The organism is Streptomyces sp. 11x1 (assembly GCF_032598905.1).
Lineage (GTDB): Bacteria > Actinomycetota > Actinomycetes > Streptomycetales > Streptomycetaceae > Streptomyces.
In genome coordinates, this window is record NZ_CP122458.1 from 3607424 (window position 1) to 3626753 (window position 19330).

The 19330-nt window shown below is 71.0% G+C and carries 19 protein-coding genes; 10 read left to right on the forward strand and 9 right to left on the reverse strand.

The features are described 5' to 3' along the window. Nucleotides 1–18 precede the first annotated feature (18 nt). A complete protein-coding gene (locus P8T65_RS15555; RefSeq protein ID WP_009293559.1) occupies nucleotides 19–246 on the forward strand; it encodes a DUF3107 domain-containing protein in 228 nt (75 codons plus the stop codon). Nucleotides 247–454: 208 nt separating this feature from the next. Further along, nucleotides 455–727 carry a hypothetical protein gene (locus P8T65_RS15560; RefSeq protein ID WP_184899155.1) on the forward strand — a complete coding sequence of 91 codons (273 nt, stop codon included), beginning with the start codon at nucleotides 455–457 and terminating at the stop codon, nucleotides 725–727. A gap of 116 nt (nucleotides 728–843) precedes the next feature. On the opposite strand, the gene P8T65_RS15565 is transcribed toward P8T65_RS15560, so the two are convergent. Then, nucleotides 844–1620 (reverse strand): ferritin-like fold-containing protein, encoded by a 777-nt coding sequence (locus P8T65_RS15565; RefSeq protein WP_316725965.1) that lies wholly within the window; start codon nucleotides 1618–1620, stop codon nucleotides 844–846. A gap of 319 nt (nucleotides 1621–1939) precedes the next feature. Here P8T65_RS15565 and P8T65_RS15570 point away from each other — a divergent pair, with 319 nt between their 5' ends. Together P8T65_RS15570 and P8T65_RS15575 are read left to right on the forward strand one after the other, a co-directional pair. Further along, nucleotides 1940–4594 carry a DEAD/DEAH box helicase gene (locus P8T65_RS15570; RefSeq protein ID WP_399098991.1) on the forward strand — a complete coding sequence of 885 codons (2655 nt, stop codon included), beginning with the start codon at nucleotides 1940–1942 and terminating at the stop codon, nucleotides 4592–4594. A gap of 335 nt (nucleotides 4595–4929) precedes the next feature. Then, nucleotides 4930–5805 (forward strand): alpha/beta hydrolase, encoded by an 876-nt coding sequence (locus P8T65_RS15575; RefSeq protein ID WP_316725966.1) that lies wholly within the window; start codon nucleotides 4930–4932, stop codon nucleotides 5803–5805. A gap of 45 nt (nucleotides 5806–5850) precedes the next feature. On the opposite strand, the gene P8T65_RS15580 is transcribed toward P8T65_RS15575, so the two are convergent. Then, on the reverse strand, nucleotides 5851–6756 hold the full coding sequence (locus tag P8T65_RS15580) for an NYN domain-containing protein (protein WP_316725967.1): 906 nt from the start codon (nucleotides 6754–6756) through the stop codon (nucleotides 5851–5853). A gap of 236 nt (nucleotides 6757–6992) precedes the next feature. Here P8T65_RS15580 and P8T65_RS15585 point away from each other — a divergent pair, with 236 nt between their 5' ends. Continuing rightward, nucleotides 6993–7145: a hypothetical protein gene (locus P8T65_RS15585; protein WP_099967352.1), complete on the forward strand. Its 153-nt coding sequence runs from the start codon at nucleotides 6993–6995 to the stop codon at nucleotides 7143–7145. Between the two features lie 73 nt (nucleotides 7146–7218). On the opposite strand, the gene P8T65_RS15590 is transcribed toward P8T65_RS15585, so the two are convergent. From P8T65_RS15590 to P8T65_RS15605, 4 genes are all read right to left on the reverse strand, one after another. Beyond that, the gene (locus tag P8T65_RS15590; protein ID WP_316725968.1) at nucleotides 7219–7824 is read right to left on the reverse strand and encodes a MarC family protein; all 606 of its coding nucleotides are present in this window, start codon (nucleotides 7822–7824) and stop codon (nucleotides 7219–7221) included. A 155-nt stretch (nucleotides 7825–7979) separates the two neighbouring features. Then, on the reverse strand, nucleotides 7980–8837 hold the full coding sequence (locus P8T65_RS15595) for a PHP domain-containing protein (RefSeq protein WP_316725969.1): 858 nt from the start codon (nucleotides 8835–8837) through the stop codon (nucleotides 7980–7982). Between the two features lie 245 nt (nucleotides 8838–9082). Next, the gene (locus tag P8T65_RS15600; RefSeq protein ID WP_184899143.1) at nucleotides 9083–9724 is read right to left on the reverse strand and encodes a DUF6758 family protein; all 642 of its coding nucleotides are present in this window, start codon (nucleotides 9722–9724) and stop codon (nucleotides 9083–9085) included. Between the two features lie 252 nt (nucleotides 9725–9976). Beyond that, nucleotides 9977–10561, reverse strand: coding sequence for a suppressor of fused domain protein (locus P8T65_RS15605; RefSeq protein ID WP_316725970.1), 585 nt, complete (start codon nucleotides 10559–10561; stop codon nucleotides 9977–9979). A 534-nt stretch (nucleotides 10562–11095) separates the two neighbouring features. On the opposite strand from P8T65_RS15605, the gene P8T65_RS15610 reads away from it, so the two are divergent. Beyond that, nucleotides 11096–12220: a magnesium and cobalt transport protein CorA gene (locus tag P8T65_RS15610; protein ID WP_316725971.1), complete on the forward strand. Its 1125-nt coding sequence runs from the start codon at nucleotides 11096–11098 to the stop codon at nucleotides 12218–12220. A 20-nt stretch (nucleotides 12221–12240) separates the two neighbouring features. After that, a complete protein-coding gene (locus tag P8T65_RS15615; protein ID WP_316725972.1) occupies nucleotides 12241–12786 on the forward strand; it encodes a hypothetical protein in 546 nt (181 codons plus the stop codon). Nucleotides 12787–13546: 760 nt separating this feature from the next. On the opposite strand, the gene P8T65_RS15620 is transcribed toward P8T65_RS15615, so the two are convergent. Next, nucleotides 13547–14302: a hypothetical protein gene (locus P8T65_RS15620; protein ID WP_316725973.1), complete on the reverse strand. Its 756-nt coding sequence runs from the start codon at nucleotides 14300–14302 to the stop codon at nucleotides 13547–13549. A gap of 176 nt (nucleotides 14303–14478) precedes the next feature. Here P8T65_RS15620 and P8T65_RS15625 point away from each other — a divergent pair, with 176 nt between their 5' ends. The 3 genes from P8T65_RS15625 (at nucleotide 14479) to P8T65_RS15635 (ending at nucleotide 17696) form a co-directional block, all read left to right on the forward strand. Further along, nucleotides 14479–15780, forward strand: coding sequence for a magnesium transporter MgtE N-terminal domain-containing protein (locus P8T65_RS15625; protein ID WP_316725974.1), 1302 nt, complete (start codon nucleotides 14479–14481; stop codon nucleotides 15778–15780). A 166-nt stretch (nucleotides 15781–15946) separates the two neighbouring features. Then, nucleotides 15947–16519: a DUF1003 domain-containing protein gene (locus P8T65_RS15630; protein ID WP_316731599.1), complete on the forward strand. Its 573-nt coding sequence runs from the start codon at nucleotides 15947–15949 to the stop codon at nucleotides 16517–16519. Nucleotides 16520–16562: 43 nt separating this feature from the next. Further along, nucleotides 16563–17696, forward strand: coding sequence for an Mrp/NBP35 family ATP-binding protein (locus tag P8T65_RS15635; RefSeq protein ID WP_316725975.1), 1134 nt, complete (start codon nucleotides 16563–16565; stop codon nucleotides 17694–17696). A gap of 162 nt (nucleotides 17697–17858) precedes the next feature. Here P8T65_RS15635 and P8T65_RS15640 read toward each other — a convergent pair whose 3' ends face one another. Continuing rightward, a complete protein-coding gene (locus P8T65_RS15640) occupies nucleotides 17859–18530 on the reverse strand; it encodes a hypothetical protein (protein WP_316725976.1) in 672 nt (223 codons plus the stop codon). A 236-nt stretch (nucleotides 18531–18766) separates the two neighbouring features. Then, nucleotides 18767–19252 (reverse strand): sec-independent translocase, encoded by a 486-nt coding sequence (locus P8T65_RS15645; protein WP_316725977.1) that lies wholly within the window; start codon nucleotides 19250–19252, stop codon nucleotides 18767–18769. Between the last annotated feature and the right edge of the window lie 78 nt (nucleotides 19253–19330).

Genomic DNA, 19330 nt, shown 5'->3' on the forward strand with positions numbered 1-19330 from the left:
CGTCGGAGGGACATAGCCGTGGAGGTCAAGATCGGCGTGCAGCACGCGCCGCGCGAGATCGTTCTGGAGAGCGGTCAGAGTGCCGAGGAGGTCGAGCGTGCGGTTGCCGAGGCGCTGGCCGGCAAGTCGGCGCTGCTGAGCCTCACGGACGAGCACGGCCGCAAGGTGCTGATCCCGGCCGACCGTCTCGCTTACGTCGACATCGGCGAGCCGACCGTCCGCAAGGTGGGCTTCAGCGCGCTGTAGTCACCAGCACAAGAGGCGTACGGAGGGGGCCCGGTGGTGTGAAACCATCGGGCCCCCTCCGTACGCCCGCACATCATGGTCACCACGGGGCGCGCCGCACAGGTCGGCCACATCTCGTCCACAGCCGATGATTGCGTCCCATGCCTCGCGGGTAGTACCGGCTACGACCGATTTGCCCAGGCCAGGCCGTGCGGGAGGGAACCCGATCATGTTCTTGGAAGCGCTCGGATCCGCACTCCTCGGCTTCGCCCTCGCCTGCGCCGCCGTCTACCGTCTGCCGCACCGTCTGCCGTCCCGCGCCCTGGTCCTGCCGACGGGCACCGCGGGCGGTCTCTTCGGCGCCTTCCTGACACACACGGCACTCGGCTCCGCCAACTACCTGCTGGTCCTCACCGGCGCCCTGGTCGTCGCGGCGGCCTCCCTCTCCCTGCTCCTCCGCCCGACGGAGCGCTTTCGACGCAGCAGCTCGGCGACGGCGTGAGGAAGATCCCCTGACTGCGGCGAAGCCGCCCGTCCAGGGGCGCGGGGAACTGCGTGACAGGCCACGACGAGACCCGCACCCGCAGGACGGCACCGCGCCCCATGGCGACTAGGCGCTCACGCGGCCAAGCCCAGCGCGGCCATCCGCTTGGTGTGCGCCTCGGTGATCCGCGAGAACATCCGCCCCACCTCGGCGAGATCGAAGCCGTCGGCCACACCGCCCACCAGCATCGTGGACAGGGCGTCCCGGTCGGCCACCACCCTCTGCGACTGTGACAGCGCCTCCCCCATCAACCTCCGCGCCCACAGCGCCAGTCGACCGCCCACCCGTGGGTCCTCGTCGATCGCCGCCCGGACCTTCTCCACGGCGAAACCGGCGTGCCCCGTGTCGTCGAGCACCGCGAGCACGAGCGAGCGCGTGTCCGAGTCGAGGTGCGCGGCGACCTCCCGGTAGAAGTCACTGGCGATCGAGTCGCCGACGTAGGCCTTGACGAGCCCCTCCAGCCAGTCCGAGGGAGCCGTCTGCTTGTGGAAGCCGTCGAGCGCGTCGACGAACGGCTCCATGGCATGCGTCGGCTCCTCCCCGATCTCGGAGAGGCGGCCGGCGAGCCTCTCGAAGTGGTGGAACTCGGCCGCCGCCATCTTCGCCAGCTCCGCCTTGTCGACGAGGGTCGGCGCCAGCTTCGCGTCCTCAGCGAGCCGTTCGAACGCCGCCAGCTCCCCGTACGCCAGCGCGCCCAGCAGGTCCACCACCGCGGCGCGGTACTGCGGGTCGGCTGAGGCCCGCTCCCAGTCCTGGGCGGCGATCCCGGTGACCTCCGTGGTGTCGGCGGCGTCGGCGGACTCGCCGCCGCTGGCGTTCTCAGGCTTGTCAGACGTGGTCATGCAGCGCACAATAGCCCGCTCCGCGCAAGGCGGAAGGGCCCGGTCATTCGGTGCGCCATTCAGTGTGACGACGACTACGTGACCAAATCGGCCATCGCATATGCGCGATTCCGAGGTATGGTGGTAATGCGCCTGCTGGTACCGCGACGTAGTTCGACGCGGCCTCGACAGGCCGCACGCATGAGGATGCCCGGTCGGTGGCCCGATCGGCTCCGACCCGACAGCCCTCCTTTTCCGTACGGCACTCCGCGTACGGCGTCCGGAGGGAACCCCTCAGCGGTATGAGCGCTAGAGCGTCGGCAGTGGTCCCGTGCCACACGGCCCGCCCGTGCGGTGGCCGACGTCCCCGGCACGGTCCGACACGACCCCCGCGCTCGCCTCACACCGCGTACACAGAAGAGGCAGCACCCTGACTACGACTTTCCGCGATCTCGGCATCTTTCCCGAGACGGCCGAGGCCCTTGAGGCCGTCGGCATCATCAGCCCCTTCCCCATCCAGGAGATGACGCTCCCGGTCGCCCTCTCCGGCACCGACGTCATCGGCCAGGCCAAGACCGGCACCGGCAAGACGCTGGGCTTCGGTCTCCCCCTCCTCGAACGCGTCGTCGTCCCCGCCGACGTCGAGGCCGGCCGCGCGAAGCCCGAGGACCTCGTCGACTCGCCGCAGGCGCTCGTCGTCGTCCCCACGCGCGAGCTGTGCACCCAGGTCACCAACGACCTGCTGACCGCCGGCAAGGTGCGCAACGTCCGCGTCACCGCGATCTACGGCGGCCGCGCCTACGAGCCCCAGGTCGAGGCCCTCAAGAAGGGCGTCGACGTCGTCATCGGCACCCCCGGGCGCCTCCTCGACCTCGCGGGCCAGAAGAAGCTGAACCTCAAGAACGTCAAGTGCCTGGTCCTCGACGAGGCCGATGAGATGCTCGACCTGGGCTTCCTGCCCGACGTCGAGAAGATCATCAACATGCTTCCGGCCCGCCGCCAGACGATGCTGTTCTCGGCGACCATGCCGGGCGCGGTCATCGGCCTCGCCCGCCGCTACATGTCCCAGCCGACGCACATCCGTGCCACGGCCCCGGACGACGAGGGCGCGACGGTCCGCAACACCTCGCAGCACATCTACCGCGCGCACAACATGGACAAGCCCGAGCTGGTCGCGCGCATACTGCAGGCCGACGGCCGGGGACTGGCCATGGTCTTCTGCCGCACCAAGCGCACGGCCGCTGACCTCGCCGACCAGCTCAAGCAGCGCGGCTTCGCCTCCGGCGCGGTCCACGGCGACCTCGGCCAGGGCGCCCGCGAGCAGGCGCTGCGCGCCTTCCGCAACGGCAAGGTGGACGTCCTCGTCTGCACCGACGTCGCCGCACGCGGCATCGACGTCGAGGGTGTCACCCACGTCATCAACTACCAGTCCCCCGAGGACGAGAAGACGTACCTGCACCGCATCGGCCGTACGGGCCGCGCGGGGGCCAAGGGCATCGCGATCACCCTCGTCGACTGGGACGACATCCCGCGCTGGCAGCTCATCAACAAGGCGCTGGACCTCGGGTTCAACGACCCACCGGAGACGTACTCCACGTCCCCGCACCTCTTCGAGGAACTGAGCATCCCCGCGGGCACGAAGGGTGTCCTGCCGCGCTCCGAGCGCACCCGTGCCGGTCTGGACGCGGAGGAGCTGGAAGACCTCGGCGAGCCGGGCGGGCGTGGTCCACGCGGGCGTGGCGGCCGTGGCGCCGGTGCTTCCGGCCCGTCGTCCGTCGAGCGGGAGCGGGAGCGCCCGGCGCGTACGCCGCGTCGCCGCCGGCGTACGCGCGGTGGTGCCACCGTCGACGGGGCGTCCCCGGAGGCCGCCGCGGTCACCGAGCCGTCGGCAACGCAGACGCCGGACTCCGACTCCGGCGCGTCCGAGCCTCGTACGCCTCGCCGTCGCCGCCGCACGCGTGCCGGGGTGAACCCGGCCGCCGAGGCCGTGATCGAGACCGAGACCGTCGAGAGCGCGCCGGTCGAGCGGGCGGAGGCCGTGGTCGACACCGTCGCGCCCGCCGAGTCGATGGAGGAGGCTCCCAAGCCGCGTCGCCGTCGTACGCGCAAGTCGGTGGAGACCGCCGCCACTCCGGCGGCCGAGGCCGCGCCCACCGCGGAAGCGTCGCTGGACACCGCTGAGGGCACTGCTGTCGTGGAGCCGGTCGTCGAGCCGGCCGCCGAGGCCGTTACCAAGCCGCGTCGCCGTACGCGCAAGGTCGCCGCGCCCGCCGAGGTCGTGAGCGAGGAGGCCGCCGCCGAGGAGGCACCTGCCAAGCCCCGCCGACGGACCCGGAAGGCTGCCGAGCCGGTCGTCGAGGCGACCGACAGCGCCGCCGAGGCCGCCGTGGACACCGCCGAGGCTGCGGCCAAGCCGCGCCGCCGGACCCGCAAGACCGTGGCGGAGGCTGCCGAGAGCGTGGTCGAGGCTGTCGCCGAGGAGGCGGTGGTCGAGGCTCCGGCCGCGGCCCCGCGTCGTCGGACCCGTAAGGCGGCGGCCGCCGTCGTGGCTCCTGCAGCCGAGGCCGCGGTCGACACGGCCGAGGGGGCGACCGGCGTCGAGCCGGCCGCCGAGGCCGTTACCAAGCCGCGTCGCCGTACGCGCAAGGTCGCCGCGCCCGCCGAGGTCGTGAGCGAGGAGGCCGCCGCCGAGGAGGCACCTGCCAAGCCCCGCCGACGGACCCGGAAGGCTGCCGAGCCGGTCGTCGAGGCGACCGACAGCGCCGCCGAGGCCGCCGTGGACACCGCCGAGGCTGTGGCCAAGCCGCGCCGCCGGACCCGCAAGACCGTGGAGACGGCTGAGGGGGCGGTGCCCGCGCAGCCGACGGAGGAGCAGGCGACCAAGCCGCGGCGTACGCGGAAGGCGGTGGCTTCGGCTGCTGCCGAGGAGGCGGGGGCCGAGGCTCCTGCTCCGCGGCGGCGTACGCGGAAGGCTGTGGCTGTGGTGGAGGGTACGGAGGGCTGAGGCCGTCCTGTCGTGTGAAGGTCCGGTTCCCCTGGCGGGGGGGGCCGGGCCTGCGGCCTTTTCAGGGGGTTTCTCGCCCCCGCCGCCCCTACCCGTCCCATCCTCAAGGGGCTGTGCCCCTTCGACCCCCAGGCGTCCGTTCGGTGGGGGCTGGCCGCGCAGTTCCCCGCGCCCCTGAAAAAGGCGGGGCTGCGTCCCCGCCTTTTTCAGGCCCGCAGGGCCTGAACCCTTTCGGGGCGCGGGGAACTGCGCGGCCAGCCCCCACCGGACCCGCACCCGGCCACGCGGCCCATCCCCACCCCTCCTCGCCCTTGGTGGACCGTTACGCTCCCCCCATGAGCCGTCCCCCCTCCTTCACCCCGCCCCCCGGCGCCCGCGCCCACCGCCTGCGTACCCCCCGTGGGGAGTTCGCCGTCATCGAGGCGGGCGTGGCGGTGAAGGGGAGCGTGTTGCTCGTGCCGGGGTTCACGGGGAGCAAGGAGGACTTCATCGCGCTGCACGAGCCGCTGGCGGCGGCCGGATACCGCACGGTCGCCGTGGACGGGCGCGGGCAGTACGAGAGCCCTGGAGCCGAGGCCGACGAAGCACCGTACGCGCAGGCGGAGTTGGCCAAGGACCTGCTCGCCCAGGCGCGGGCCGTGAGCGACGGCGGCCGACTGCATCTCGTCGGTCACTCGCTCGGCGGCCAGATCTCCCGCGCCGCCGTGCTGATGGACGCCTCCCCCTTCGCCTCGCTCACCCTCATGGCCTCGGGCCCCGCCCAGATCTCGGTCGGCCAGCAGGAGCGCGTGAAGCTGTTGCGGGACGCCCTGGCCGTGATGGACATGGAGCAGGTGTGGGACGCCATCCAGGCGATGGAGGCACCGGAGCCCGAGGAGGCCGACACGGGCGCCCTCGACGCGGGGCTGGACGACCGCGCCGATCTGCGCCGCCGCTGGCTCGCCACCAAACCCGCCCAGCTCATCGCCACGGGCCGCCAACTCTGCGTGGAACCCGACCGGGTCACCGAACTCGCCGCCGTGGACCTGCCCAAGCACGTCCTCTCCGGTGAACGCGACGACACCTGGCCGATCCCGGTCCTCGACGACATGGCCGTACGGCTGCGCGCCCACCGCACCGTCGTCTGCGGCGCCGAGCACTCCCCCAACACCGACCGGCCGAAGGCTACGGCCGACGCCCTCAGCGGCTTCTGGGACCGGATCGCCGGCTGAGCACCGGCCGGACCGGGCGACCGTCCGTCCGGAGCAGCCCGGCTCTCAGTACTGCGCCCTCAGGTGCTCCCAGAAGCCGTCCCGCAGCGCCCGTCTCAGGTCCGCCTGACCGCGCAGCGAATACTGCAGCAGGCCCTCCGCCTCGACGAGCAGGTCCTGGTCGACGGAGCCGGGGAGGTACGGGTGGCCATGGAGCAGCTCCTGCAAGGTCTCCCGGCCCCGGGAGGCGAGCCACTTCGCGGCGATCTGGGCGCCGACGAAGCGGACGTCCTCACGGCTGGGGCGGGCCCCTGCGGGCGCGTCGTAGGTGGCGGCGGCCCGCCGTGCCACGTACGGCTTGAAGAAGTCGAGGTCGAAGGTTCGCTGGCTGTCCACCTCCCAGAGCAGCGGCTCGGCCTGGTTGCGGCCCTCGGGCGCCTCGATGCCCCAGAGGTGGACCCGCGCCCCGTACCCCTGCGCGGCCTCGACCGCCGAGACCAGGTCCTCGTCGCCGCCGATGAGGGCCGCGTCGCTGATCGCGCGGTGCCGGGCCAGTGATTCCAGGTCGGTGCGGATCAGGGAGTCGACGCCCTTCTGCTGGTTGTTCGCGTTCAGGTTCCCGAGCCGGACCTTCACGTCGGGCAGCTCGGCGATCGACTGCTGCTCGGCCGTATGGATGCGGCGGCGCGCCCCGTCGTACCAGTAGACCCGCAGCAGCCGACTGTCCGCGAAGATCGTGCGTGCCTTGTCGATCAGCGCGTCGATGAGCCCTTCCGCGTCGAGATCGAAGGACCGCCGGTCCTCCGTCCCCGCGACGAGCCGGCCCACGGCCGCGTAGAGGTACCCGGCATCGACGAAGATCGCGTGTGTCGAGGGTGTCTTCGCCACCTCGGCGAGCATGCGGTGCAGCAGCTCGTTCGTACGGTCGATGCGGGCGCCGAGCGCCGTGAGGTCGTCGTTCATTACTGCCATTGTCCCGGCGGTCACGCTGCGAACACAACCGGTCCCAATCAGTCTTCCTGCTTCCAGGTAGACATACCACCACACCACTTACCGGTTAGTAATTAGCTTCTCGAAAAATTTCCTTAGCGTAGGGAATGTTCGTAACACGCATACCGTTGACTCCTGATGGAACACGGGCACCGACGACCCGTGAGCCACCACCAGTAGTTCTCCTCAGGAGGATGACCAGACGAAGGGAGAAGCCCTTGCGCTTCGAAATTCTGCGACTCGACGATGTCAACGGCACGCCCGTGGACAGCACCGTCGTGGACGCCGCCTCCGTCAACCGGATCGTGCAGCAGGCCGCCGCCATCGGGCAGCGACTCTGGATCCGCCCGGCCGACGTGACCGCCTCGTAGGACGCGGATCCGTTCACACTTCAGCGCCCCGTACGGCACATGCCGTACGGGGCGCTCTATTACGGGCTCGCCGCTACGAAGCCTGTACGACCTGGGTGACGCCGTTGATGATCTGCTGTACGGCGATCGCGGAGAGCATCATGCCGGCGAGGCGGGTCACCAGGACCACTCCGCCGTCCTTGATGACCCGGATGATCAGCAGCGAGTACCGCATCGTGAGCCACAACACGATGTGGATCGCCAGAATCGCGGCCCACACGGACATCTGACCGGCCAGGCCGTCCGCCTTCTGCACCGCCAGGATCACCGACACGATCGCACCGGGTCCGGCCAGCAACGGCATCCCCAGCGGCACGAGCGCTACGTTGACGTCCTTGGTCTGCTTCGGCTCGTCCGTCTTGCCGGTGAGCAGATCGAGCGCGATCAGCAGAAGCAGCAGCCCGCCCGCGATCATCAGCGCCGGCACGGAGACATGCAGGTAGTCCAGGATCTGGTGCCCCAGCAACCCGAAGACGGCGATCACGCCACCGGCCACGCAGACGGCCTGGAGGGCCATCCGCTTCTGGGTACGGGCGGGCCGCCCGGCGGTGAGGCCGAGGAAGATCGGAGTGATCCCGGGGGGATCCATGATCACGAAGAGAGTGAGGAAGAGGGAGCCGAATATGGCGAGATCGAACACAGGGGTGCCTTGCGGGAAGGAGTGGGACGAACGAGGGGTGCCCTTGGCAGGCGTCGGCGACCGAGCCGCTCACCACTGTGGGCAATCGTTCGGCGCGGCGGAAGAGGTGAGGCGTGGGCACCTTGCGCCCAGGTGCCGCACGAGCGAGGGACCGGCTAGTTCCCGCCGGTCCCCGGGACAGGGAACGCTCCGGTGGCCCGCCGCGTGATCTCGCCGTACACCTCGGGGTCGGTCGTGTACTCGCCGAGCACACAGGTCTTGCGGCTGCCGTGGTAGTCCGAGGAACCGGTGGCGAGCAGCCCCAGCTCCTTCGCCAGGCCGCGCAGCCGTGCCCGGGTCGCCGGGTCGTGCTCCATGTGGTCGACCTCGATGCCGTCGAGTCCGGCGGCGGCCAGCTCCGCGATGGCGGACTCCGGTACGGTCCGACCGCGTTTGACGGCGGCGGGGTGGGCGAAGACGGCGACACCGCCGGCGCCCTTGATCAGCCGGATCGCCTCGAAGGGGTCGGTCTCGTGCTTCTCGACGTAGGCGCGGCCGCCGTCGGCGAGCCACTGTTCCGTGAAGGCGTCGCTCACGGTCGGTACGACGCCGAGCTCGACGAGTGCGGTGGCCACGTGGGGCCGACCGACGGAGCCCCCGGCGGCGATCCGGGCGACCTGGTCCCAGGTCACCGGCACGCCCAGCTCGTTCAGCTTGGCGATCATCCCGCGGGCGCGCGGGACCCGGTCGTCCCGGACCAGCTCGCGCTCGGCGAGCAGGTCGGGCTCCTCGGGGTCGAACAGGTAGGCCAGCATGTGCATGCTGACGCCGTCCAGTCGGCACGACAGCTCGGCGCCGGTGACCAGGGTGAGCCCCTCCGGCAGCGCGGCGATCGCCTCGGCGTGCCCGCGCGTGGTGTCGTGATCGGTCAGCGCGACGACGTCCAGACCGGCCACGCCGGCCTTCCGTACCAGCTCGGACGGGGTGTCCGTACCGTCGGAGGCCGTGGAGTGGCAGTGCAGATCGATACGCACGACTCGGACTCCAGGCGCGGGGAAGGGAAGCGGACGCTCAAGGATAGCGTTCTTTTGGACCAGCCCTGTCACACCCGAAACCGGGGAGTGCCCCCTACAGAGGTGGTGTCGGGGGCGGATGGAACGGGCGCCTCATGGGTGGAGGTGTGCGCGCTCGCGGGCGGCCGCGCGTCCGGTGGGGGTCGGTCGCGCAGCTCCCCGCGCCCCTGACTCTTCTGTCCTGCCCCTCTGATCATCAGGCGCCCCTACGGCTCCAGGATGCGCGGGGAGAGGGCTCCGCACGGGAGGAGTTCCACCTCCGCTCCCGCGTCCCGCAGGTCCGTCAGGACGAGTTCGTCGTACATCAGCAGTCCCGTCTGTTCGGGCCACACGATCGCCCACAGCCACAGTCCGAGCGCCTCGCCCGCGAAGACCGCGCGGTCGTCCGGCGTGCCGGTGACGTGCCACAGCGGTGTCGGCCGTCCGGCGGCCAGCACCTTCGCCTGGGGTGGCTTCTCGACGCTCAGATACGGGCCGGGATCGGGACCGTCGATGCCCGCGTACCGCGCACCGAGGCCGACGCCGAGCTCCTCCGCGATGAGGACGAGCTCCCCCACACCGCCGAGCGGCCCGGGACCGGAGCAGGCCACGGCGGTGGCGCGTCCGCCGCTGCGGTCGTCCCCGGCGAAGGCGGCCCCCGTGAAGAGCCAGCCCACGGGCAGCGGCCAAGGCATCCAGACCGGCACCTCGGCACGGTGCACCACGACGCTGAGGGCCTCGACGCTGGGCGGGATCACGGGCTGCAGCGGGTGCACCGTCCCGTGCGCGGCGCACTGCCAGGAGTCGGCAAAGAGGCCGGGAGCCCTGACCCGGCCACCACACTTCGGGCAACTGGGTTCGCCCCTCATAGGGCCCAACGGTCCTCCCCGTGCTTCCTCGCGTCAAGGACGATCACCCGTCCGGCGCGTGCGCGTCACATTCCGCGCACGTTCAGCGCACCCACGCCGGTCCACGGCCGCCCGCCGGCCCGTCGGACCGAACAACGGAATCAACTACCCACCTCGCCAAGGGAAGCGGCGGTTTTCGGCCACCTGCCGAGCGGCCTCCGGTCACGTGTGGCGTGCCGTCCGTCACACGGGGAAGTCGTGTCGGGCGGCCGTTCAGTCCAGGGAGACGGACTTTCGCGCCGGGTCGCGGAGGTCGGTCCCCCGGGTGAGCCAGCGCTCCTGGAGGGCCTGGGCGCCGTGCACCCTCTTCCAGGCCGCCTCGTTGGCGGTCATCGGCAGGAGGGGCAGGAACCGTACGGGGTCGGCGGGGGCGTCGAGTTCGAGGTCCTCGACCAGGCCGCCGGACTCGGCGACGAGGACGGAGGTGAAGGGGGCGCCGGGCCAGAGCGGATCGCCCACGTCGAGGGACGCGCCGGGGGCCACGATCACGCCCTCCACCTGCGGAGACGCGGCGAGTACGGCGAGCGGGCGCAGCGCCTTGTCAGTGTCGGCGACGCCGCGCCGCACGGACAGGACGAGTTCGGCGCGGGGGCCCTTGACGGGGTCGGCGAGGACCGCGGCGGGGTCGGCCATCGGCTGGGCGGACATGCCGAGCGTGGCGTAACGGACGATGTCGCCGTCGGTGAAACGGAGCACCTCGATGCGGTCCGCGCCGAGGAAGGTGACCGCGGCGCGCGCGTCCGGTTCGCCCAGCGCGGTGCGCAAACGGGCCTCCACCAACGGAAGAACATCAGCCATGAGTCGAGCATAGAACTCGTCAGGAACCGGCAAACACGCGCCTTGACACTTCAGCCGACTGTTAGTCTTGGCCGCCGGTCGGGACAGCACGCGGGCAGCACGCAAAAGCCTCGCTCTCAAGGCTTCTCACGCCTTCGCGTCCCGTACCGAGAAGACTGACTCCCCTACGGGGAACCCCGGATGGGGTATGGAACGTCCCTTACGAGGGACCGGCCGGAGGAGGTGGGGCTGCGATGGACCGAAGTCGACCTGGCAGTACCACCCGCTCTTCCGCTGTTCACGTTCCGTAGCTCAGGCCGTAGCCGTAGTTCTCGCTCCGCCGGCTATCGCCTCACCCGCTTCGTGCCGCTCGCCGGTCGTCGCGCATCGGAAGAGCACTTCTTTCCCGTCTTGATCTGAATCAAGCGAAGCTGTCACCGCGACGGTGCGGTGCTCCCCGCTTTGTGGACGTGCCAAACATCCGCAGTCAAAACGTCCCCATTCCGGGTAGTTCCAACCGTCGTCGGCGGCCTTTCGTTGCGAAGGAGCCAGCTCATGTCGATGATCCACAACCTGCGCGCCGCGGTCCGCCCGTCCCGTCCCTCGCGGCTGTCGCTGCGCAAGGACGGCGGGGTGTACGACGCCACGCGCCCGGCGGAGGCGGCCACGGCCGTCGTGGACTGCGCCGTGTACCGCGACGGCGCGCGCGTCTCGTTCGAGCGCAACCTGACGCCGCACGAGGCGATCCGTCAGGTCCGCCGTGACGGCGGCTTCGTCTGGATCGGCCTGCACGAGCCGTCGGAGGCCGAATTCTCCGGTATCGCGGCCGAGTTCGGGCTGCACCCACTGGCCGTGGAGGACGCGGTGCACGCGCACCAGCGGCCGAAGCTGGAGCGGTACGACGACACCCTCTTCACCGTCTTCAAGACCATCCACTACGTCGAGCACGACGAACTCACCGCCACCAGCGAGGTCGTGGAGTCCGGCGAGGTCATGTGCTTCACCGGGCGGGACTTCTTCATCACGGTGCGGCACGGAGGGCAGGGTTCGCTCAGGGCACTGCGTCACCGGCTGCAGGACGACCCGGAGTTGCTGGCGAAGGGGCCGTCGGCCGTGCTGCACGCCATCGCCGACCATGTCGTCGACGGGTACGTGGCGGTCGCGGACGCGGTGCAGGACGACATCGACGAGGTGGAGACGGAGGTGTTCTCCCTCGGGCGCAAGGGCACGCCCCGGGGCACCGACGCCGGCCGGATCTACCAACTCAAGCGCGAGGTCATGGAGTTCAAGCGTGCGGTGCTGCCGCTGGTGCGGCCCATGCAGCTGCTGAGCGAGCGGCCGATGCGGCTGATCGACCCGGACATCCAGAAGTACTTCCGTGACGTGGCCGACCACCTCGCCCGGGTCCAGGAGCAGGTCGTCGGCTTCGACGAGCTGCTCAACTCGATCCTCCAGGCGAACCTGGCGCAGGCCTCCGTCGCACAGAACGAGGACATGCGCAAGATCACGTCCTGGGCGGCGATCATCGCTGTGCCGACGATGGTGTGCGGCGTGTACGGCATGAACTTCGACTACATGCCGGAGACGCACTGGAAGTACGGCTACCCGGTGGTCCTCGGGGTCACGGTCGCGCTCTGCCTCGGCATCCACCGGACGCTCAAGCGCAACGGGTGGCTGTGAGGCACGGTTAGGCTGCCCCCATGACAGCCGGTTCGCTCCCCGCCGATGCGCCGAACACCGACGCGCTGCTCGAACAGGCCCTCGTCGAAGAGGCCACCAAGAAGTCCGGGCTGATCTGGGTCCGGGGTGGTGAGGTGTCCCGGGCACTGTGGCACGTCTGGCACGAGGGTGCGGCGTGTGTGGTGGGCGACGGACCGGGTGAGCAGCCGTTGCCCGGGCTGACCGACGGGGGGTCGGCCGTGGTGACCGTGCGCAGCAAGGACAAGGGCGGGCGGTTGGTCAGCTGGGCGGCGGACGTCGTCGAACTGGCCCCGGACTCTCCCGCGTGGGAGTCCGCTGTGGCCGAGCTCAAGGGCAAACGCCTCAACGCCCCCGACGGCGAGGCCATGCCGGCCCGTTGGGCCCGAGAGTGCCGGGTGCTCCGCCTGGAGCCGACGGGGGCGACCCTGCCCCTGCCCGACGGCGACCTGGCGCAGCCACCGGTGACCACACCGGCGACCACACGACAGCCGATCCCGGCGGCGGTCCCACGCCTGCTCTTCGGCCGCCGCAAACGCGACCGCTGAGACCGGCGCCCGCCCTGGGGCGCGCCCCGCTCGGCACCGCCGAGATCCACCGTCGTGGCTGATCACCGCTGCGGCGGGCTCGGGGGACCTGGCAGAAGCGGGGGACCGGCGGGGCTGGAGACCGGCAGGGCTGGAGACCGGCAGGGCTGGAGACCGGCGGAGCGGGGCGCTGGCCGTGTGAGGGGTCCGGCCGAACGAGGGGCCCGGCCGGTGTGAGAGGCCCGGCCGAGTGAGAGGGCCGGCAGAACTACGGGGCCGAGCGGCGGAACTGGGGCGCGGAATTTAGCTGCGGGGACCTCTCAGAGGCGGGCGCGGACCTTGAGCGCTGACTGGAGCCGCAGGCACACCCCTCAAGGACGGGCGCGAGGATCCGAAGCTGCGGCAGGCACCCTCGGAGACGGCGCGACCCTTGAGGGCGGACCTAGCTGCGGGCGCCTCTCGAAAACAGGTCAGGCCCTTCCGGCGCTGAGCCGAGCCGCAGCTTCGAGAAACGGGCGCGGGGCCGAGCGCAGACGCCCCTCAGAAGCGGCGCGGCCCGCTGGGCGGACGCTCCGGGCGAACAAGCGGTGCGCCTCATTCCTGCGGCTCACCCCCGTCCAGGCCGCCCCCTGTGGCTCGCCCCCGCCCGGACCACCCATCCGCAACGCACCCCCACCCCACAAGAGGCCGCCCGTCCCTCCGAGAACACCGCCGCCGCCGAGACCGTGGTTCGCCCCAGAAGGCCGCGCGGCATGCCCCCGGCAGGCCGTCCTGTCCCCCGTTACGACGTCGGGAGTTGTTTGCCGTAGTCGACCACCGACTTTTCGTCCGGCTCCTCCAGGGTGAAGTTCTTGCCCCAGTCGGTGAGGAGGATGGTGCCGGCGTCGCCGGCGCGGACGAGGCGGAGGGGGTAGGGGGTGCCTTCGAGGGAGACGTCGAGCGTGCCGCCGGAGCCCTTGTCGCCGGTGATGCGGATGGTGCGGGTGCCGGACTGCTCGTGGTGGCCCTCGGTGGAGAGCGTGCCGTGCAGGGTGAGCAGGCTGTTGAGGAGGACGTCCTTGTCGGTGAAGCCGCTGAACCGCTTGTAGGCGGGATCACCGGTCGGCACCTTCACATACATGCCGTCCAGCTTGTCCGCGGCGGCCGTCTCGGAGTCCCCCTCGCCCCCGTGCTCACCGGAGTCCTGGTGGTCCCAGAAGTCCGCGTCGGCCTTGAGGAAGAGGTGTTCGCCCACCTTCAGCAGCCGGAACGTGGAGCCCTCGGATGTCACCGAACCCGTGCCGCCGTCCTCCTTCAGGCGCATGTCCAGCTTGTAGGTCTTGCCGTTGCTCACCACGGCCCCGGACAGCCGGACCGTGTCCGCCGCCGTGGCCGCCGCCTTCGTCTTGCTCTGGATCTTCGCCGGCTCCAGCCGGCCGACCCCGTTGGTGCCCTCGTTGGGGTCCTCGCTGCACCCCGTGAGCCCCAGCGCCCCGACCACCAGGGTGCAGACGGCGCTCACCAGTGCGGCCCTTCGGGTACGGGGAATCACAGTCACAGGCGATGCACCTCTTCGTGGGGAGTCCAGGCGTACCGCAGAGTACCGGGGCTCCCGACCCGCCACGGAGCCAGTCCGTCCGCACCGCTCACCAGGGCATATCCGATCGGGACGGGCTAGCCTGAAGCCGTCCTCGGCGGACATTCCCCTCGCGACGGGAAGGAAAGGGACGGCTCATGGCGGCGGTGGCGCCCCGGATCTTCGTCTCCCACCTCTCCGGCGTCGCCGTCTTCGACCCGAACGGCGATCAGGTGGGCCGCGTCCGGGATCTGGTGGCCATCCTGCGAGTGGGCCGCAAGCCCCCACGCCTGCTCGGCCTGGTGGTTGAACTGTCCACCCGGCGCCGGATCTTCCTGCCCATGACCCGGGTCACCGGCATCGAGTCGGGCCAGGTCATCACCACCGGCGTGCTGAACGTGCGCCGCTTCGAGCAGCGCCCCACCGAGCGCCTCGTCATCGGGGAACTGCTGGACCGGCGAGTGACCCTCGTCGAGACCGGCGAGGAGGTGACGGTCCTCGACATCTCGGTGCAGCAGCTGCCTGCCCGCCGGGACTGGGAGATCGACCGGGTGTTCGTACGGAAGGGCAAGGGCGGAGCCTTCCGGCGGCACAAGGGCGAGACGCTGACGGTGGAGTGGTCGGCGGTCACCGGCTTCTCGCTGGAGGAGCACGGGCAGGGCGCCGAGAATCTCCTCGCGACCTTCGAACAGCTCCGCCCGGCCGACCTGGCCAACGTCCTGCACCACCTCTCCCCCAAACGCCGGGCCGAGGTGGCCGCCGCCCTCGACGACGACCGGCTCGCCGACGTCCTGGAGGAGCTGCCCGAGGACGACCAGATCGAGATCCTCGGCAAGCTCAAGGAGGAGCGCGCGGCCGACGTCCTGGAGGCCATGGACCCGGACGACGCCGCCGACCTCCTCGCCGAGCTCCCGGAGGACGAACAGGAACGGCTGCTGACCCTGATGCAGCCGGACGACGCGGCGGACGTGCGGCGGCTCATGGCGTACGAGGAGAAGACCGCCGGCGGTCTGATGACCACGGAGCCGATCGTGCTGCGCCCGGACGCGACCGTCGCCGACGCGCTCGCGAGGGTCCGCAACGCCGACCTCTCCCCGGCGCTCGCCGCCCAGGTGTACGTGTGCCGGCCCCCGGACGAGACCCCCACCGGCAAGTACCTCGGCACGGTCCACTTCCAGCGGCTGCTGCGGGACCCGCCGTACACCCTGGTCAGCTCGCTCCTCGACGACGATCTCCAGCCGCTGGACCCGGAGGCCGCGCTGCGCGCCGTCGCCGGGTTCTTCGCGACGTACGACATGGTCGCGGCGCCCGTGGTCGACGAGAGCGGCTCGTTGCTGGGCGCGGTGACCGTCGACGACGTACTGGACCACATGCTTCCCGAGGACTGGCGGGAGACGGAGTTCTACCTGTACGAGGACGACGGCGACGCCGACGAGCAGGGAGCCGACGATGGCTCCTGACCGGGGCGGGCGCGAGAACCGCGAGACCCGTGAGGGACGGGAGCGGCGGGACGGGCGCCACGGAGGACATGACGGGTGGGAAGGGCGGGACGGCCGGCACGCGGGGCGGGAGCGGGCGCACTCCGGCGCTGGGGCGCGGGAGCGGACGTCGCACTCCGGGGCTCCCCTGAGGGATCGCACGCCCTCCGGGGCCACCGCGCGCCCCCGTACGCGTCTCGACCAGCCGCTGCGCCGCCGGGCCAGGTTCATGCCGGAGTGGGACCCGGAGGCCTTCGGGCGGCTGTCGGAGCGGATCGCGCGGTTCCTGGGCACCGGGCGGTTCATCGTCTGGATGACGGTCGTCATCATCCTGTGGGTGGTGTGGAACGTCTCCGCCCCGCGTGACCTGCGCTTCGACAACTACCCCTTCATCTTCCTCACCCTGATGCTCTCCCTCCAGGCCTCCTACGCGGCCCCGCTGATCCTGCTCGCGCAGAACCGCCAGGACGACCGCGACCGCGTCAACCTCGAACAGGACCGCAAGCAGAACGAGCGGTCGATCGCCGACACCGAGTACCTGACCAGGGAGATCGCCGCGCTGCGCATCGGCCTCGGCGAGGTCGCCACCCGCGACTGGCTGCGCTCGGAGCTCCACGACCTGGTCAGGGAGCTGCACGAGCACGACGGAGAGGGCCTGCGCGCGAACCGGACGGTATTCCCGTCGGAACACCCCCGCGGACGTGACATGGGCGACCGCTGAGAGGGCTCCCAGGGGCCCCGCGCCGCGCCGTACCATCGTCTTCATGGCTACGGTAGACGCGGTGCGCGAAGCACTGTCGACGGTGAACGACCCCGAGATCAACCGCCCCATCACCGAACTCGGGATGGTCAAGTCGGTCGAGATCGGTGCGGACGGAGCGGTCGCGGTCGCCGTGTACCTGACGGTCTCCGGCTGCCCCATGCGCGACACGATCACCCAGCGCGTGACCGAGGCGGTCGCACAGGTCGAGGGCGTCACGCGCGTCGACGTCGAACTCGATGTGATGAGCGACGAACAGCGCAAGGAACTGGCGGGCGCGCTGCGCGGCGGCCAGGCCGAGCGCGAGGTCCCCTTCGCCAAGCCGGGCTCGCTGACGCGCGTGTACGCCGTCGCCTCCGGCAAGGGCGGCGTCGGCAAGTCCTCGGTGACGGTGAACCTGGCGGCGGCCATGGCGGCCGACGGCCTCAAGGTCGGTGTCGTCGACGCGGACATCTACGGCCACTCCGTGCCCCGCATGCTGGGCGCCGACGGCCGTCCCACCCAGGTCGAGAACATGATCATGCCGCCGTCCGCGAACGGCGTGAAGGTCATCTCGATCGGCATGTTCACCCCGGGCAACGCCCCCGTGGTCTGGCGCGGCCCGATGCTCCACCGCGCCCTCCAGCAGTTCCTCGCGGACGTGTACTGGGGCGACCTGGACGTGCTCCTCCTCGACCTCCCGCCGGGCACGGGCGACATCGCCATCTCCGTGGCACAGCTCGTCCCGAACGCCGAGATCATCGTCGTGACGACCCCGCAGCAGGCGGCGGCCGAGGTCGCCGAGCGCGCCGGTTCCATCGCCGTGCAGACCCACCAGAAGATCGTCGGCGTCATCGAGAACATGTCGGGCCTGCCCTGCCCGCACTGCGACGAGATGGTCGACGTGTTCGGCACGGGCGGCGGCCAGAGCGTCGCCGACGGCCTCACCCGCACCACCGGCGCCACGGTCCCGGTCCTCGGCTCCATCCCCATCGACGTCCGCCTCCGCGAGGGCGGCGACGACGGCAGGCCGGTGGTCCTGACCGACCCCGACTCCCCCGCGGGCTCCGCCCTCCGCGCCATCGCGGGCAAGCTGGGCGGCCGCCAGAGGGGCCTGTCGGGCATGAGCCTCGGAATCACCCCGAGGAACAAGTTCTAGGCCGGTTCCAGGCTCCCTGGGCACCTGTCAAAGCCAAGGACCACACCAGAAGGGGCGCGGGGAACTGCGCGACAAGCCACAACGCACGCGCACTCCCCGAACCACCGAAGCCCCAACGGCGTCGAGGGGCACCGCAGCACAACGCAGCGGTGCCCCTCGAAGCTACGCGTACGCCTCGATGTCCTTGATCCCGGCGAAGCCAAGACCGTACGCGCTCATCCCCCGCCCGTACGCCCCCACATGCACCCCTTGCGAGGTCGGCCCAGCGAGCACCCACCCGAACTCGGACTCGCGGTAGTGGAACGGCGTCGGCACCCCGTCCACCGGCAGGGACAGGGTCGACCAGTCGGGCCCGGCGAGATCGTCGGCCAACACCCACGCGGCCTCGGTCTGCTGGTCCAGCCAGTCGTCCCGCAGGGAGTGGTCCAACTGCCCGGGCCAGGTGAACGACAACAGCCCCACGCCCGCGAGCCAGGCCGCCGAGGAGACCGACGTGGCCTCCAGCAGCCCCGTACCGTCGGCGGTCCTGCGTGAGGGGTTCTCCGCGACGGTCACCACGACCGCGAACCGCTCCTTGACCTCGTCGTCCGACCCGGCGGTGTACTCGTTGCGCACCGAGGGCTCGTCACCGTGGCCGATCGAACCGTGCTCGACGGCTCCTTCCGCCGACGTACCGACCTGCATCAGCCAGCGCGGTCCCGTGAAGGCCTCGTCGAGGCCGTACCACGGGAAGGGCGCCAGCAGGTAGCCGTCGACCGCGCGTCGGCCGGAGGAGAGCTGTTGTCCGCCCTCCGCGGCCGACGCCTGCGCGCCTACCCGACTCGTCGTCTCCATGTGCCCGGACGCCTCCTCGCTCTCGACGGACCGGAGCGGCCCGCCCCCCTCGGGCGTCGTCGCTCGCTCTTCGTACGGTCCGCACAACAACTGGGCAGCATAGCCACAGGTCTCCGAGCAGCAGGGAAAGCGCCCGGCGCGTAGGACGGCGTACTGGCGGGTTCAGGCCGTACGAGGGGGCGTGACGGTATGAATCGCATCACGTAGGGGAGCACGGCGGCACACCGGCGTACGGCTCAGGTGGCGTCCACGTCGTACGGCGGACGCTCTTCGATCTCGCGCTTCTTCGTCATGTCGAGGGAGCCGCCGGTCGCACCGGGGGAGGCGGCGCCGGAGGAGGCGGCACCGGAGGAGTCCGAGGAGGAGGACGCGGACGAGGAGGACGCGGAGGACTCCGACTCGCGGCCGTGGACCGCGTCCGTGAGCTCGGCCATCTCCTTCTTCAGGTCGAAGCCGTTGCGGATCTCCTTCAGCCCCAGTTCGTCGTTGTCCAGCTGCTTGCGGATGAACGTCTTGGGGTTGAGGTCCTCGAACTCGAAGTCCTTGAACTCCGGCCCGAGTTCGCTGCGGATGTCCGCCTTGGCGCTGTCCGAGAACTCGCGGATCTTGCGGATGGTCCGCGTGACGTCCTGGATCACCTTCGGGAGCTTGTCCGGACCGAAGACGAGCACGGCGAGGACGACGAGCGTCACCACCTCGAGCGCACCTATGTCATTGAACACCTGAAGCTCCTTGCGATGTCCTCGGTCCCGATCCGCGGGCCTCGGCAGGTCTTCCGTGGTCCGGGCCGGATCCACGGT